This is a genomic window from Vibrio sp. EJY3 (assembly GCF_000241385.1).
GTDB lineage: Bacteria > Pseudomonadota > Gammaproteobacteria > Enterobacterales > Vibrionaceae > Vibrio > Vibrio natriegens.
On sequence record NC_016613.1, the window covers coordinates 3199906 to 3216344 of the forward strand.

A 16439-nucleotide genomic window follows, 5' to 3' on the forward strand; every position below is an offset into this window, starting at 1 on the left:
TCGGAATCAATCTCATAAGTTGGTATCAGTGCCTTAGCCAGTCCAGCAACCACCAGACTGGCTATTCAGCCTACGACTCGTCTTGTTTCGAGCGTTTGGTTTTCTTTGGCTTACTGTGTGGCTTTTTCTTACTCGCTTTTCTTACTTTAGGCTTCTTTTTGCCTTCCGTTTCACCATTCCTAGTACCGCGCTTAGGACCATTGCGCTGGCCTCCTGCTGCACTTTCTTCCGGGCGTTTGGTCGGTTCAATTGCAGGAACGGCACGCACTGCACCACCTTCTTTCGATGAGGAACGTGTCGCTGCGCGTTTTTTCTCTTTCGCTTTACGTTTTGCTTCTGCCGCTCGTTTCTTCGCGGTCTTACCTTCGCCGCGTAGCTTACGACTTGTTTCGACCAATTCAAAGTCAATTTGTTTATCATTTAAGTTTACGGCTAACACTTTGACTTTTACCGCGTCACCTAAGCGATAGATATTACCGAAGCTTTCACCGATAAGTCTTTGACCAATCGGATCAAACTGGTAGTAGTCATTTGCCAAGGTCGAAATGTGCACTAAACCATCAATATGCAGATCGGTTAGACGAACAAAGAAACCAAAACTGGTCACGTTAGCGATCACACCGTCTAACTCATCCCCAACATGGTCTTGCATGTACTCACATTTCAGCCAGTCGGCGACGTCGCGAGTTGCATCATCGGCTCGACGCTCAGTCATGGAGCATTGTTCACCATAGAAGTCCATGTCATCAAACGAGTAATGGTAGCCACCGGTTGGTGTCCAGCGATCTTGATTTCGGCCTTCGTGTTTGGCAATCAGATACTTGATAGCTCGGTGCAACAGCAAATCCGGGTAACGACGAATTGGCGAGGTGAAGTGAGCATATCGCTGTAGCGCCAGACCAAAGTGACCTGCATTGTCAGCGTTATACACCGCTTGTTTCATCGAGCGCAGCAACATGGTTTGAATCAACTCTTGATCTGGGCGATCGCCAACCTGGCTCATCAGATGCGCGTAATCGGTTGGTGATGGCTCCAGACCACCGCCAAGCTCTAAGCCAAGCTCAGCAAGGAAGTCACGGAAGCCCATCAGGCGTTCTTCCCCTGGCGTTTCATGGATACGGTATAGCGCAGGCTCTTTGGCTTTTTCCACCAGTGATGCCGACGCAATGTTCGCCATGATCATGCACTCTTCGATCAGTTTGTGAGCATCGTTACGTTCCACAGGTTCAATGCTTTCAATCTTGCGCTCAGCATTGAAGATGAACTTGGTTTCGACGGTTTCGAATTCAATCGCACCACGCTGCTCACGAGCTCCTTTCAGCACTTTGTACATGCTGTGCAGTTCTTCAAGATGCGGAACCAGCTCTTTGTAACGCTCACGTAGTTCTTCATCACCTTCCAGAATGTGATGCACTTTGGTGTAAGTCAGACGAGCATGTGAGTTCATCACCGCTTCATAATGCTTGTAACCAGACAGCTTACCCGTTTCTGAAATGGTCATCTCACACACCATACACAAGCGATCCACTTGTGGGTTCAGCGAGCATAGACCATTAGAAAGCACTTCCGGCAACATTGGGACAACCTGAGATGGGAAGTAGACGGAGTTACCACGATTGATCGCTTCTTTGTCCAAAGCCGAATCCGGACGCACGTAGTAACTTACGTCAGCAATGGCAACCCAAAGACGCCAGCCACCGCTTTTCTTCTTCTCACAGAAAACCGCATCATCGAAGTCACGCGCGTCTTCACCATCAATCGTGACGAGTGGCAACTCGCGCAGATCAACACGACCTTCTTTAGCTTCTTCCGGAACTTCTTCCGTTAGGTTAGCGACTTGCTGATCAACACCTTCAGGCCATTCATGAGGAATTTGATGGGTACGAATCGCAATTTGTGTCTCCATACCCGGCGCCATGTTTTCGCCCAGTACTTCGACCACTTTGCCCATCATGCCGCGCGAACGTGAACCACGGTCGGTGATTTCAATCACCACGACGTTACCCATACGGGCACCCGCTTTGTGTTCATTCGGGATCAGAATATCCTGACTGATGCGCGAGTCATCAGGCACAACATACGAGTAACCGTATTCAAGGAAAAAGCGTCCGACGATTTGATCATTGCGCTCTTCAAGCACACGCACTAAGCGACCTTCACGGCGACCACGTTTACTGTTGTCAGTTGGCTGAACCAGCACATAATCGCCATGAATAATGTTCTTCATCTGATGGTGTGGAAGTACAATATCATTATCCTTGCCGACACTGCCTTCTGGACGCACCCAGCCGTGACCGTCTTTATGGCCGATCACGTAACCTTTCACCATTTCCAGCTTTTCAGGTAATGCGTAGCACTGACGACGAGTGAACACTAGCTGGCCATCTCGTTCCATCGCACGTAAACGACGACGCAACCCTTCGTATTGCTCTTCGCCTTCTAGCTTTAGCGCTTCAAACAGGTCATTGCGGTTCATTGGAACGCCTGCTTGGGTTAAGAACTCGATAATGAACTCTCGGCTTGGAATTGGATTTTCGTAATTCTGGGATTCACGATCTGCGAATGGATCGTTTGGAATATTGTCTGACATAGGCACGCCTATCTAGCAAGGAAGGTATAGAGCTAGTATATCCGAGTCTCTCGATAAGCTACAGAATTGCTTTGAAAAAAGAACGATCGAGATCGGCACTAAACAGACAAGATAGTTTATGGACGCTCTAATAAGATCAAAAGCTCAGAATTGTCCCTGAGTAACTCCTCAATCGTGCAGTAATCCAATTCCGCTAAGAAAGCGCTTTTGGCTTTCGCTAACTTATCTTTCAGTCGACAGGCTGGCGTGATGTGGCAAAAATCTGCGCTGCAGTTCACCAAGTCTAACGGTTCCAAATCACGGACAACGCCACCAACCGTGATCTCAGCAGCAGGCTTCATCAGACGGATACCGCCATTCTTGCCACGTACAGTCTGTACATAACCCAATTGACCAAGCCGGTTGATCACCTTAACCATATGGTTACGTGATACACCAAATAAATCAGTCACTTCAGTGATATTTGTCAACTCATCCTTTGGCAATGAAGCCAGATAGATCAAGGTTCTCAGCGCGTAATCGGTGAAGCTGGTTAACTGCATATTGCTATCCTCTCTAATAGGAAAAGTGTAAATCTTTTCTTGATTGAAAGATACATTTGAGATACAACTTTAAACATGCATTATAAATACAACTTAAATTAGGAAGCCTCATGCTCAGCAATCAGACCATTGAAATCGTAAAAGCAACCGCACCACTTATCGCCGAAACAGGACCAAAACTGACCGCACATTTTTATGATCGTATGTTTACTCACAACCCTGAGTTAAAAGACATTTTCAACATGAGCAACCAGCGCAATGGCGATCAGCGTGAAGCGTTATTTAATGCTATTTGTGCATACGCGGCGAATATTGAAAATTTACCGGCTCTGCTTGGTGCGGTAGAAAAAATTGCGCATAAACACACCAGCTTTTTGATCACAGCAGACCAATATCAAATTGTCGGTTCACATCTATTAGCAACCATTGACGAACTATTCAATCCGGGTCAGGAAGTGTTGGATGCATGGGCAGAAGCTTATGGCGTGCTAGCCAATGTGTTCATTCAAAGAGAAGAGCAAATTTATCAGGCGAATGAAGCCTTGGAAGGTGGCTGGCGTGGATTGCGTGAATTCGAACTTGTCAGAAAACAAGCAGAAAGCGAACACATCTGCAGTTTTGTGTTTAAACCAACAGATGATCTTAACGTCGCAGCCTATAAGCCAGGGCAATATGTGGGTATCTACATCAACAGCGATAAGTTTGATAACCAAGAGATCCGCCAATACAGCCTCTCTTCTGCGGCACAAGAGAACACGTACCGCATCTCGGTTAAACGTGAACAAGATGGTAAGGTATCCAACTATCTGCACGATGAGCTTAACGTTGGCGATAAAGTAAAACTGGTCGCTCCGGCGGGTGACTTCTTTATGGACGTAGAATCGGACACTCCTGTCGTACTGCTCTCAGCTGGCGTAGGCTTAACGCCGACACTTTCTATGCTGGAGAGCTTGTCTGCGCACCAGGCGCCAGTAACTTGGGTACACGCGACGGAAAATGGTCAACAGCATGCCTTTAAGCAGCATGTGAACCAAATTGTCAGCTCACAAGATAACGTCAATGCGCTTGTCTGGTATAACCAACCGACAGCCGAAGATAAACTTGGTGAAGACTACCACTTCACTGGTTTCGTCAACCTAAAGGAAATTGAAGCTGCGCTTAAGCAAACCAATGTTCAGATTTACTTCTGCGGTCCTGTTGGGTTTATGCAGTATGTCGCCAACCAGCTTATCGACCTTGGCGTTCCACAAGAACAGTTTCATTACGAGTGCTTTGGCCCACATAAAGTCATTTAAAGTCATATCGTTAAAAACAGCAAAGCCCACATCTGTGGGCTTTGTTGTATGTATTCAATCGTGAGCAATTTTACCAGAAAGTATCTCGCCGCTTAGCTCGGGCGATAATATTTTCAGGCATACGCTGCTCAAGGCCATTTCGTAAAAGAGTAATTCGTTTGTGCTGGCGTTTATCGGCCGTTACCGAGTTATACAACCAGCGGTAAGCATCTTCATAGTCAAGAGGGCTGCCGTAATCACGCAGGAGCAACTCCGCAAGTTGAATGCGTGCATTGAGATTCCCCATGGATGCCGCTTCACGAAGATAAGGAATCGCACGTTCTTTGTCCTGCTGGACCAGGGTACCAAGAGAGTAATAGCGCCCTATTTGTTCTAGCGCGGCTGGTAATCCTTGCTGGGCAGCATTCTCCATATAGTAGAGCCCAAGTTCCACATCTTGCTCAACACAGACACCCCAAGCCAGCATATCTCCATACAAAAACTCATACGCAGGCAGGCTAATTCGAGTCGCGCGAGCAACAATGTCTTCCACCAACTGGCAGTTGTCAGCGCGCACACGCTGTAAGTGCTTATTCTGCTCAATAAGCGTTATCAGTTCTGCTTCGGTGTAAATGGGAACAGGCGCTCCGACATCAAAGGCACTCGCCCGTGATGCAACCGTCGCCAGCATCAGTAACAGTGAAGCAGCCACTGTTCGTAACTTCATAAACGTACTCTTCAAGGTGTCTGAGAAACAAAAAATCGCCAAAGGATCTGCTCTGCTTGATAAGATTATCGGCAAACCTGCCCTGAGCTTTAGACAATTTTTGCCCCTCACCACCGAGAGACGGCAACAAGTTGCCACATTGAGACGCGTGTTCCACAACCGCAGCATTCCATTGCACAAAAGTATCAGACACAAAAAAGCCGACCTTAAGGTCGGCTTTCAAAATCTCTAACGAGTTGTCATTAAGATTCGAATGGGTGAACCTTGATGATAGTTTCGTTACGGTCAGGACCAGTTGAGACGATGTCTACTGGCACGCCGGTTAGCTCTTCGATACGCTTGATGTAGTCTAGAGCCGCTTTTGGCAGGTCTTCTAGCGCTTTAGCACCAAATGTATTTTCAGACCAACCTGGCATTGTTTCGTAGATTGGCGTTGCTTTTTCAAATGCTTCAGCAGCCATTGGCGAAACTTCTAGTACAGAGCCATCTTCCATCTTGTAACCAGTACAGATTTTTAGCTCTTCTAGGCCATCTAGTACGTCTAGTTTGGTTAGACAGAAACCAGAGATAGAGTTGATTTGGATAGCACGACGCATTGCTACAGCATCAAACCAACCAGTACGACGTAGACGACCAGTTGTTGCACCAAACTCATGACCTACAGTACCTAGGTGCTTACCGATTGGATCTTGCTTGTCTAGACCGTCGTATAGTTCAGTCGGGAATGGACCAGAACCTACACGCGTACAGTAAGCTTTCGCGATACCAAGGATGTAACCAATGTGACGAGGACCAAAACCAGAACCTGCAGCAACACCACCAGCAGTCGTGTTAGAAGAAGTTACGTATGGGTATGTGCCATGGTCGATATCTAGTAGCGTACCTTGAGCACCTTCAAACATGATCTTGTCGCCGCGTTTACGAGCAGAGTCTAGCTCGTCAGTTACGTCGATAACCATTGAAGTTAGTAGCTCAGCGTAGCCTTTCGCTTCTTCCAGTACCGCTTCGTAGCTTACTGGTTCCGCTTTGTAGAAGTTTACTAGCTGGAAGTTGTGGTATTCCATAACTTCTTTTAGCTTCTCAGCAAATGCTTCCATATCGAATAGGTCGCCAACGCGTAGACCGCGACGAGCAACTTTATCTTCGTATGCTGGACCGATACCACGACCTGTTGTACCGATAGCTTTTTTACCGCGAGCGATTTCGCGAGCTTGGTCCATTGCAATATGGTATGGAAGAATTAGAGGACATGCTTCAGAAATGAAAAGACGTTCGCGTACTGGAATACCACGCTCTTCAAGAGGTTTCATTTCTTTAAGTAGAGCTTCAGGTGATAGTACTACACCGTTACCGATAACACATTTTACGTTATCGCGAAGGATACCTGATGGAATTAAGTGAAGAACGGTTTTTTCACCGTCAATTACGAGAGTGTGGCCTGCATTGTGACCGCCTTGGTAGCGTACCACGTACTTTGCATCTTCAGTTAAAAGGTCTACGATTTTACCTTTACCTTCGTCACCCCATTGGGTGCCTAGAACGACTACGTTATTTCCCATCTTTCCAAGTCTGATTGCTAGTTAAAAATGGATTCTAGCACCGAATCGGACTTCTTGCAGTCATTTTTTGTTCACAGACTTAGAGCTGCAACGTAATCGAGCATTTCAGAAGCAACATATCACTGATAATATTTAGCTTTATAAATTGGTTTAGGAAGCTTTATGTCTGAGTCGATATGGCTGGCTGTAGGGCTAGTATTAATTGTTGAAGGGATTGGTCCGCTGGTAGCGCCGAATGGCTGGCGAAATATGGTCGCCCAACTCAGTGAGCAACCCAACAATCAGCTGCGTCGTATTGGCGGCTGTCTGGTCGTTGCTGGTGCTGTCATTGCTATCATGATGAGTTAACGACTCTCACCTTACATAACTACTAGATACAAAAAAGGCTCCTGATGGAGCCTTTTGCATACTAGAGGGAAGCTTTATTCAGCTTTTACACCTTTAGAATTATTCATGTACTGGAAGAAGTCACTCTTCGGATCCAGAACAAGGATATCGTTCTTAGAGCTGAACGACTTCTCGTAGGCTCTTAGTGAACGTAGGAAGCTGAAGAACTCAGGATCCTTGTTGTAAGCATTAGAGTAAATCTTCGCTGCTTCTGCATCCGCTCCACCTCGTGTAACACGAGCTGTTTTATCGGCTTCAGCCAGAATTGTCGCAACTTCAAGCTCAGCTTGAGCACGGATAACTTCCGCTTTCTCACGGCCTTGAGAACGGTGTTTACGAGCTACCGACTCACGCTCTGCGCGCATACGACGGTAGATAGATTCACTGATCTCATCTGGCAGGTTGATTTTCTTCATTCGGAAATCAACTACACGCACACCTAAGTCTTTCATCGCGCTTTCACGTGTGTCTTTCAACACGTTAGACATGATTAAGTCACGCTCACCATCGATTTCTAGTGCTTCACGAGCAGCTTCCGTCGTAACTTCATCACTGCTTGCATCTTCTGGTAGAACGTCGTTATTACGTGGGCCAGAAACGATTTGCTTGATTTCACGAGCACCGATTTCAGAACGAAGCACGTCAGTCACTTTACGCTCAAGAAGAGCTTCTGCCGTTAGCGAGTTACCGCCACCTGTTGCCAGGTAGTAACGTCCAAAATCTTCAATACGCCACTTCACGTAGGTATCAATGATAACGTCTTTTTTCTCAGATGTTACAAAACGGTCAGCACGGCCGTCCATTGTTTGGATACGTGCATCCAGAGTCTTCACACGATCAAACAATGGCATTTTGAAATGCAGACCCGGCTCGTAAATTCGAGTGATGTCGTTGTTGTCTTTCAGAACACGACCAAATCGAACTACGATACCGCGCTCACCTTCAGGAATCACAAACAGAGACATCAGCATCAATGCCAGTGCGATTACCAATACAGGGATCATTAACTTACGCATTCTTAGTATCTCCCTTGACGTGAACCAGTTGAACGAGACTGCGTGTTCGAGGTGTCTTCTTGTGTACGCTCAGACTCTAGTTGAATTTGATCGTAGGTTGAAGAAGACTTCGACTTACGTTTGGTGTCAGTTTGACCTTCTTGACCGGACAATTTATCAATCGGCAGGTAAAGCAGGTTACCGCTTGATTCAGAGTCAATCAGCACTTTAGAAGTACTTGTGTAAACTTCTTCCATCGCGTCGATGTACAGACGGTCACGAGTTACACCTGGAGCTGCTTGGTATTCTGGAAGTAGCTGCTCAAACTGTGCAACCTGACCAAGAGCTTCATTGGTAACACGTTCGCTGTAACCTTGCGCTTCTTTCTTCAAACGCTCAGCACGACCCGTTGCTTTTGGCAGAATCTCGTTTTTGTAAGCTTCTGCTTCACGGATGAAACGCTCTTCATCTTCTCGCGCAGCAATCGCGTCATCAAACGCATCTTTAACCTGTTCTGGCGGACGTGCAGACTGGAAGTTCACATCAACAAGCACAAGACCCATATCATAGCTATCCATGATTTGGTTCAGTGTCTCTTGAGTTGTTTGACGAATTTGCTGACGACCACTGGTTAGAATGCTATCCATCAGCGAGTCACCAATTACCGCACGTAGAGCAGAGTCCGTTGCCTGACGTAAACTGTCGTCAGCATTGGTTACTCGGTATAGGTATTTGTATGGGTCAGTAACGCGATACTGAACGTCCATGCCTACCGTCACAACGTTTTCATCTTTAGTCAGCATTAGACCAGATGCACGAAGTGAACGAATCGCCTGTACGTTAACCGCTTCATACTCATCAATAAAGCGAGGACGCCAGTTCAGACCTGGCTCTACGATACGATCGTATTTACCTAAACGCAGTACTACACCACGCTCTGCTTCACCGATGGTGTAAAAACCAGCGAAGAACCAAACAGCAACAGCAATCAGTGCAATCACACCAAAGCCAATTGCGCTGCCACCACCGCCGAGTGGAGAACCACCGCCGCCTTTTTTACCAAATTTGCCGCCCAGCTTCTGACTCAGTTTATTGAACACTTCATCTAAATCTGGCGGACCTTGATCTCGGCCACCAGGACGCTGGCCACCACGATTATTATTACCCCAAGGGTCGTTATCGCGGCCATCATTGCCGTTGTTATTTCCAGGCTCATTCCACGCCATTAGAAAGCTCCATCATTTGATATGACGTTATACTGTAGCAGTCCTTTAAGTGACTATAAAGCCAGTCAAAACTGCCCCTTCTCTTTTTTCAAGTCTAGACCAATCTACTTGCTGCATTCGAATATCGATCAACAAGTTACCTTCCTGGTCGTATTCTTCACGCTGAATACAATTCATTTGGAAGAATGTACTACGGAACCGTCCTTGATACTGTGGAGGAATACACAACTGATGCTCAACCATTTGTGACGCCAGACGTTCTGTCAGCGCTTCAAACAGGAGCTCGATGCCCATACCTTCCATTGCAGATACCCAGACCGAACGAGGTACGCCTTCCTCATCACGCTCTATACGCGGATTCTGCGATTCTAGATTGTCAATTTTGTTCATGACAACCAGACTCGGCACTTCGTGTGCGTCGATCTCTTCTAGTACTTCATGAACAGCTTGAATATTCTCACGAAAACGCTCATCACTGGCATCAACAACATGTAACAAAATGTCAGCTTCTTGCGTTTCTTGCAAGGTTGCTTTGAAGGCTGCAACTAAATCGTGAGGCAAATGTCGAATAAAACCAACGGTATCTGCAAGTATGGCAGGTCCCACGTCCGCTAACTCGATCTTACGTAATGTAGGGTCCAAAGTAGCAAACAGCTGGTCTGCGGCATACACACCCGCTTCGGTAATACGGTTAAACAGTGTCGACTTACCCGCGTTGGTGTAGCCCACGAGAGAAATCGTTGGGATTTCAGCTCGATTTCGGGCGCGACGCCCTTGTTCACGCTGCTTGGCCACTTTTTCTAAGCGGCGCAGGATGGCTTTGATTCTGTCACGCAATAAACGACGGTCGGTTTCCAACTGGGTTTCACCAGGACCACGTAGACCAATACCACCTTTCTGCCTTTCTAGGTGCGTCCAACCACGAATCAAACGAGTAGAGATATGACGAAGTTGAGCCAGCTCTACCTGTAGCTTACCTTCATGTGTTCGCGCTCGTTGAGCAAAGATATCGAGGATGAGACCAGTGCGATCGAGAACTCGACATTTGCACAGTGTTTCGAGGTTACGTTCTTGGGCAGGAGAGAGGGAGTGATTAAAAATCACAATTTCAGCGCCAGTTAATTGTACTGCTGTAGCAATTTCCTGAGCCTTACCCTCTCCGACATAGTATTTCGGGTGTGGGGATTGACGACTACCAGTTACCACTTGTAGCGTCTCTACCCCAGCAGAAGAAACCAGCATTTCGAACTCAGCCAGATCTTCCCATTCACCTTCTTGCGTGAAGTTGATATGAACAAGTACGGCTCGCTCACCGGATTCATAACGGTCAAACAAGCAATCAACTCCTTACTTTAAAAATATTCGATGAAGAATTAATCTTCAGATTTCTCTTGTGGACGATCACCTTGGGTACGTTCACCGCTGTGGTGGCTCACTGGACGAGCCGGCACAACTGTTGAGATCGCGTGCTTGTACACCATTTGGTTAACAGTGTTTTTCAAAAGAATCACGAATTGATCGAATGATTCGATCTGACCTTGTAGTTTAATACCATTCACAAGGTAGATAGACACTGGGATACGCTCACGACGTAGCGCGTTTAAGAATGGGTCTTGTAGAGATTGCCCCTTAGCCATTTTTATTTTCCTTATTTAATTTGTAGTTGTAATTATTTAGCTAGTGGTGCAATGCAAAAAGTACTGCTTTTGCATCTGAGCTAAACGAATCAAAATGCACTCTAAGTAATTAGCAGCATAGTCTAAAAACCGCCAACCACTGTTCCTTTCAGAGCGCGTTCACGCAAAAACGATCACATTATACACAGCTATCTCAATCAGATGCTATTGCTTCCGAAATGGTTTCGAGAGACTGTTCAATGTTATCACTATCCAACCAAGTTAAGTCATCCCAGCTGCGTAACCAGGTGATTTGACGCTTGGCCAATTGACGAGTCGCACATACTCCGCGAAAAATGGCTTCTTCGCGAGTGCACTCCCCATCTAAATACTCCCACATCTGTCTATAACCGACGCAACGGATAGACGGAAGATCCGGGTGAAGATCTTTGCGAGCATATAATGCTTTCATTTCATCTTCGAAGCCCGCTTCCATCATTTTTTCGAAGCGCAGTTCAATGCGACGGTGAAGTTCTGCCCTATCCTTGGGAGCTATTGCAAACTGCTTGACCCGGTACGGAAGGCGTTCACCTTTCGTTTGAGTCAACTCAGTTAGAGTTTTACCTGAAATTCGAAAAACTTCCAATGCCCTAGATAAACGCTGGGGATCATTAGGATGAATTCGCTCCGCAGAGACAGGATCAATCTCTTTCAGTTCATCGTGCAACACCGACCAACCTTTAGTCAATGCTTCTTGTTCAATTTGCTGACGAATTTCAGGATTTGCAGCAGGAAGAGGTGATAAGCCTTCAAGTAATGCTTTGTAATAGAGCATTGTACCGCCAACAAGTAACGGAATTTTTCCTTCTGCAACAATATCATCCATAGCCTGTAACGCATCGCGACGGAAATCCGCTGCGGAGTATGACTCGCTAGGATCCAAAATATCAATCAGTCGGTGAGGCGCTAAGCTAAGCTCACGTTCATCAGGCTTGGCAGTCCCGACATCCATTCCTTTGTAGATCAAAGCCGAATCGACGCTGATGATCTCAACCGGAAACTTCTGACGAAGTCTAATCGCGAGTTCTGTTTTACCTGATGCAGTTGGTCCCATTAAAAATAGAGCCAACGGTAGTTTTTCTGTCATGGTGTTAATTTGGCTATCGTGGCAGAGAAATCAACAGCAGATACAAACTGAGTATCTTCTAATGGCAATTGACCATGTCTTAGCTGTTCAAGTTCCGCAATAATTTGAATGGCTTCGGAGAGAGTATAATTGCTTTTTACTGTCGTTACTCGCAAAGCAAGCCAATCGATCAGTGCAGAAAGCATTTGAGTGGCAGTCTTCTCACCCTTCACCCACGTTTGCGCGTAAGATAACAGATCTGGTACCAAATTTTGTAAGTTTTGTTGACGCAATGGTGCTGGTACGCTCATGACCATCAATGCTTTGTCATTTCTGGCTTTAAGCTGTATACCGAGCTGGGCGAAATCTTGTTGGTAATCCTCTGCTAACCTGACTAACTCTGCGTCCAACTTTAGCGACAAAGGTACCAGTAAAGGTTGTGCTTTTAATGCGCCTTCACTTGGCGTTAGCTGCCCTTTGACTCGATAAAATTCCGCGCGTGGTAATGAAACCAAGGCCACGCCACTGTCACTGCTCATCAGGACAAACTGCTCATCCACCACAGCGAGTGCTTTACCTAATGCCGTCACTTGAGGCAAAGGTGCTTGCTCTCTCGATGTAGCGACAACCGCATTTTCGATCGGCTTAGGTTCGAAGTCTGGCGTTTTCAAAAGCTCATGATAAGCACGAACTTCTTGTTTACTCGGAGCGGGTTCCGCATGACGCTCTTTGCTCTGAGTCGGCTTTGGAGCGGGCTTAGATTCAATCCAGTCCGAACGATGATAAGAATCTGACTGACGAGCCTCTCGCACAGACGACTCTGAAGAAGAACGATCTCGTGGTTTTGCCTCATAGTCACTTCGTCCAGGATAAGCCGGTGTTTTGTCTATCGCCTGATAAACTCGTTCGGGAACAGGAGAAGAGACCTTGTCTTCTTTAATCGAGGCTTCTGAAATCGAGGGTTCTGAGTCAACATCACTTTCCTGAATCGGGTGAGACGGCTCAGCGTGATGAAAGGCAGATTCATTGACATGTGGCTGTTCAATGACCGCACTTTGTACCAGTGCATCGGTTAATGCCTGATAGATAAAATCATGCACCAGTCGAGCCTGATGGAAACGCACTTCATGTTTGGCTGGGTGGACATTCACATCCACCTGATGCGGATCGAGTTCAATGAACAGCACGTATGCCGCAAACTGATCCGGCTTTAAGCTCATTTCGTAGCTCTGGCGGATTGCATGATTAATCAGCTTGTCACGCATCATGCGGCCATTCACATAGCAATACTGCAAATCACTTTGCTGCCGAGCACCATCTGGCGTTGTGATCCAACCATGCAGCTTTAGACCCTGATGCTCTAATTCAATACGGAGCATGTTACGGACAAAAGCATTACCACATACGGCTGCAATGCGCTTTTCCGTTTGCAGCTGATTTTTTGCCGCGCGATATTGGCGGATGATTTTTCCGTTATGGCGCACAGTAATCGACACGTCAAATCGGCTCAGTGCGATACGCTTTAGCAGCTCATCAATATGGGAAAATTCCGTTTTCTCGGTACGAAGAAATTTACGACGTGCAGGGGTATTGAAGAAAAGGTCCAACACTTCTACCGTAGTACCAATAGGGTGTGCGGCAGGTTGCAGTTTGACCTGCATTTCGCGCCCTTCGGAATACGCACTCCACGCCTCTTCTTGCGCTGCGGGACGCGAGGTTAAGGTCAAGCGTGAGACTGAACTGATACTCGCGAGGGCCTCACCACGAAAGCCCAAACTCATGATCGCTTCTAAGTCATCCAAACTATGAATTTTGGATGTGGCATGACGACTTAATGCCAAGCCTAACTCATCTTTCGCAATCCCTTTACCGTTATCACGAACACGGATGAGCTTAGCTCCCCCTTTCTCGATATCGATATCGATGCGGGTAGCGCCGGAGTCGAGGCTGTTCTCAACCAACTCTTTGATGACAGAGGCAGGTCTTTCGACCACCTCCCCTGCTGCTATCTGGTTGGCGAGCCTGGCTGGCAGTATTTTAATCGTCATAACGCGTTAAAGATCACTTATTTATTTGGGATGATCAGCACTTGTCCTACCGCAAGTTCATCTGAACGTAAGTTATTCGCTTCACGAATACTTTGCACGCTCACGTCGTACTTCGATGCGATCTTACCAAGGTACTCACCTCGTGAGACTTTATGTTTACGGATCGGCTTGTCCTTCACCGCAACCGTCACCTTCAGTTTCTGACCTACCCACAGCGTATCTGATTTGAGATTGTTTTCGCGGCGAATATCAGAAACCTTCACTTTGTAATGGCTGGCAATCTTACCTAAAAATTCACCAGACTTAACGGTGTGAGTGATGGTTTCTGTCTCCACCGTGATCGGCTTGCTTGGCACGTTGATGTTACCAGCCGACGGAATTCTCAGTTTCTGGCCAATTCCTAACCCGCTCGATTTCAAGTTATTTTCAGCCATTATCGCTTTCGAGCTTGTCCCGTATTTATTCGCAATCACCGATAAAGATTCGCCGCGCTTCACAATATGCACCATCTGTTTCGATGAAGGTGAGAATACGGTGCCTTCTGGCGGGTTATCCTTTAGATACTTGACTACCGCCTTCGATATCGACTGTGCCAGTTTGTCTTGGTGTGCACGCTGGAACAATAATTTCTCTTCGGTCGGGTTTGAGATAAAGCCCGTTTCGACCAATACCGATGGGATCTGCGGAGAGCGTAATACCGCCAAGCTAGTGTTGATAGGTTTCGTGTTGTGCAAGTGAGCAACACGTCCCATTTCACCAAGGATTTCGGTCGCTAGCTTATAGCCTTCCTTCTGCGAATGACTGAACTGCAGATCCAGCAACGTTTGGTTGACGTTACGATCTTTGGTATTGCTGACAAATGCGTTACCCGAGCCACCTAAAAGCTCAGACTGCCTCTCATGATTTTCTACCCAACGGGAAATTTCCGTATTCGCACGACGCGTGTTCAGTACGAATACCGAACCACCACGAGGTCGTGGAGAGGTAAACGCATCCGCGTGAATTGATATCAGCAGATGAGCATCATTCTCGCGAGCAATCGCGACACGTCGATTCAGGTTAACAAAATAGTCCCCACTGCGGGTCAGTCGAGTTTTGATGCCCGGTGTCGCATTCAACTGAGCAGCAATCTTACGAGAAATACTCAATACCGCGTCTTTTTCATACTTACGACGAGAAGGTCCAATTGATCCCGGATCTTCACCACCATGACCAGGGTCGATAACAATCAACACTTCCTGAGCACGCTGAACTGAGCTCATGTCTTTGCTGGTTGTGGTTTTTTCTTCTGACTTCGTTGCGGTTGTTGCCGTTTTTGTACCATGCGGAAGATCAATGACCAAACGGTGACCATATTGCCCACCTGGTGTCGGGCTCAGTTTGAATAGCTCAGCTTGAACGCTTTTTTTCAGCTCAAAAACGAGACGATAAGTGCCCGTTTCCGGAGGTGAGCTTTTTCGCACTCGCGTTAAAACAGGGCTATCAGAGACAGTCACCGGCAATTTGGCTTGCATGGTGGCGTCTTTCAAATCCACAACCAGTCTATCCGGTTCGGATAATGAGAAATAGGAGTAGTCCGCTTCCGAGCCTAAATCGATGACAACGCGAGTCTCATCTGGAGAAGGCCAAACTCGAAAGCTTTTAACGACGTTAGCAAATGCTAAACTGGGGATGATAAGGAGAAAAGTGGCGACAAACGTCGCCACTACTCTAAAATTTGAAAAACTCAACATAGCTCCAATCGACTGAGTAACTGCACACCATAATCATTATTCGCGATGAGTTCGGCGATACGGCCTTCACCTTGATAACGGATGTTCACATCAAGATCTGGCTCAGGCAGTAAGCCTTGCCCTTTTTCTGGCCACTCAACCAAACAAATCGCATCATCAGTGAAATAATCTCGAATCCCCATGAATTCTAACTCTTCAGGATCCGCAAGACGATATAGGTCAAAATGGTAAACTTGCCACTTATCCAATTGGTATGGTTCAACCAAGGTATAAGTTGGACTTTTTACATTTCCTTGATGCCCAAGAGCACGGACAAACCCACGACTGAAGGTTGTTTTACCTGCGCCCAAATCACCATGCAGATAAATTGTCGTTTGTTGAGAACAAAGCTGAGCCAGAGCGGTGCCCAGTGCTACCGTTTCATGCTCATCTTTTAAATTAAATTGTTTCGTGCTCATTGATGCTTCTCTAACTAATGATCGTTGACTATATAAAAATCAAAAGAACAGGAATAGTAAACCGTGTTGGTTTTGAGAGACAAGCTTTCAAATGTCATATATGCGAAAAAAGTAGCCACAAAACGGTATCTTATTTGTCAGCTCTCTACTTCAAGCCA

14 protein-coding genes are annotated in these 16439 nt (G+C 46.6%); 2 read left to right on the top strand and 12 right to left on the bottom strand.

Going from position 1 to position 16439, the window contains the following annotated elements; genetic code table 11:
* Nucleotides 1–70: 70 nt before the first annotated feature.
* On the bottom strand, nucleotides 71–2590 hold the full coding sequence (gene rnr, locus VEJY3_RS14495) for a ribonuclease R (protein ID WP_014233197.1): 2520 nt from the start codon (nucleotides 2588–2590) through the stop codon (nucleotides 71–73).
* Between the two features lie 116 nt (nucleotides 2591–2706).
* Nucleotides 2707–3132, bottom strand: coding sequence for a nitric oxide-sensing transcriptional repressor NsrR (nsrR, locus tag VEJY3_RS14500; RefSeq protein WP_014233198.1), 426 nt, complete (start codon nucleotides 3130–3132; stop codon nucleotides 2707–2709).
* A gap of 110 nt (nucleotides 3133–3242) precedes the next feature.
* Between nsrR and hmpA the strand changes: the two genes are divergently transcribed.
* Complete coding sequence (gene hmpA / locus VEJY3_RS14505) at nucleotides 3243–4427, top strand: NO-inducible flavohemoprotein (RefSeq protein ID WP_014233199.1); 1185 nt, start codon at nucleotides 3243–3245, stop codon at nucleotides 4425–4427.
* Between the two features lie 70 nt (nucleotides 4428–4497).
* On the opposite strand, the gene VEJY3_RS14510 is transcribed toward hmpA, so the two are convergent.
* Both VEJY3_RS14510 and VEJY3_RS14515 read right to left on the bottom strand, forming a co-directional pair.
* Complete coding sequence (locus VEJY3_RS14510) at nucleotides 4498–5133, bottom strand: tetratricopeptide repeat protein (RefSeq protein ID WP_014233200.1); 636 nt, start codon at nucleotides 5131–5133, stop codon at nucleotides 4498–4500.
* 242 nt (nucleotides 5134–5375) lie between these two features.
* Nucleotides 5376–6692, bottom strand: a complete 1317-nt coding sequence (locus VEJY3_RS14515) for an adenylosuccinate synthase (protein WP_014233201.1) — start codon at nucleotides 6690–6692, stop codon at nucleotides 5376–5378.
* Between the two features lie 162 nt (nucleotides 6693–6854).
* Between VEJY3_RS14515 and VEJY3_RS14520 the strand changes: the two genes are divergently transcribed.
* Nucleotides 6855–7040 carry a DUF2065 domain-containing protein gene (locus VEJY3_RS14520; RefSeq protein WP_014233202.1) on the top strand — a complete coding sequence of 62 codons (186 nt, stop codon included), beginning with the start codon at nucleotides 6855–6857 and terminating at the stop codon, nucleotides 7038–7040.
* A gap of 74 nt (nucleotides 7041–7114) precedes the next feature.
* Here VEJY3_RS14520 and hflC read toward each other — a convergent pair whose 3' ends face one another.
* The 8 genes from hflC to tsaE all read right to left on the bottom strand — a co-directional run bounded on the left by hflC (nucleotide 7115) and on the right by tsaE (nucleotide 16281).
* Entirely contained in the window at nucleotides 7115–8095 is a 981-nt protein-coding gene (gene hflC, locus VEJY3_RS14525) for a protease modulator HflC (RefSeq protein WP_014233203.1), read from the bottom strand.
* Between the two features lie 2 nt (nucleotides 8096–8097).
* Nucleotides 8098–9300, bottom strand: coding sequence for an FtsH protease activity modulator HflK (hflK, locus tag VEJY3_RS14530; protein ID WP_014233204.1), 1203 nt, complete (start codon nucleotides 9298–9300; stop codon nucleotides 8098–8100).
* Nucleotides 9301–9345: 45 nt separating this feature from the next.
* On the bottom strand, nucleotides 9346–10635 hold the full coding sequence (gene hflX, locus VEJY3_RS14535; protein WP_014233205.1) for a ribosome rescue GTPase HflX: 1290 nt from the start codon (nucleotides 10633–10635) through the stop codon (nucleotides 9346–9348).
* A 38-nt stretch (nucleotides 10636–10673) separates the two neighbouring features.
* The gene (gene hfq, locus VEJY3_RS14540) at nucleotides 10674–10937 is read right to left on the bottom strand and encodes an RNA chaperone Hfq (protein WP_014233206.1); all 264 of its coding nucleotides are present in this window, start codon (nucleotides 10935–10937) and stop codon (nucleotides 10674–10676) included.
* Nucleotides 10938–11130: 193 nt separating this feature from the next.
* Nucleotides 11131–12063, bottom strand: a complete 933-nt coding sequence (gene miaA / locus VEJY3_RS14545; protein ID WP_014233207.1) for a tRNA (adenosine(37)-N6)-dimethylallyltransferase MiaA — start codon at nucleotides 12061–12063, stop codon at nucleotides 11131–11133.
* Nucleotides 12060–14090: a DNA mismatch repair endonuclease MutL gene (gene mutL, locus VEJY3_RS14550; RefSeq protein WP_014233208.1), complete on the bottom strand. Its 2031-nt coding sequence runs from the start codon at nucleotides 14088–14090 to the stop codon at nucleotides 12060–12062. Before mutL ends, miaA begins: the two co-directional genes overlap by 4 nt.
* 17 nt (nucleotides 14091–14107) lie before the next feature.
* Complete coding sequence (locus VEJY3_RS14555; RefSeq protein WP_014233209.1) at nucleotides 14108–15823, bottom strand: N-acetylmuramoyl-L-alanine amidase; 1716 nt, start codon at nucleotides 15821–15823, stop codon at nucleotides 14108–14110.
* Nucleotides 15817–16281 (bottom strand): tRNA (adenosine(37)-N6)-threonylcarbamoyltransferase complex ATPase subunit type 1 TsaE, encoded by a 465-nt coding sequence (tsaE, locus tag VEJY3_RS14560; protein ID WP_014233210.1) that lies wholly within the window; start codon nucleotides 16279–16281, stop codon nucleotides 15817–15819. The genes VEJY3_RS14555 and tsaE overlap by 7 nt, the downstream gene beginning before the upstream one ends.
* Nucleotides 16282–16439: the final 158 nt, after the last annotated feature.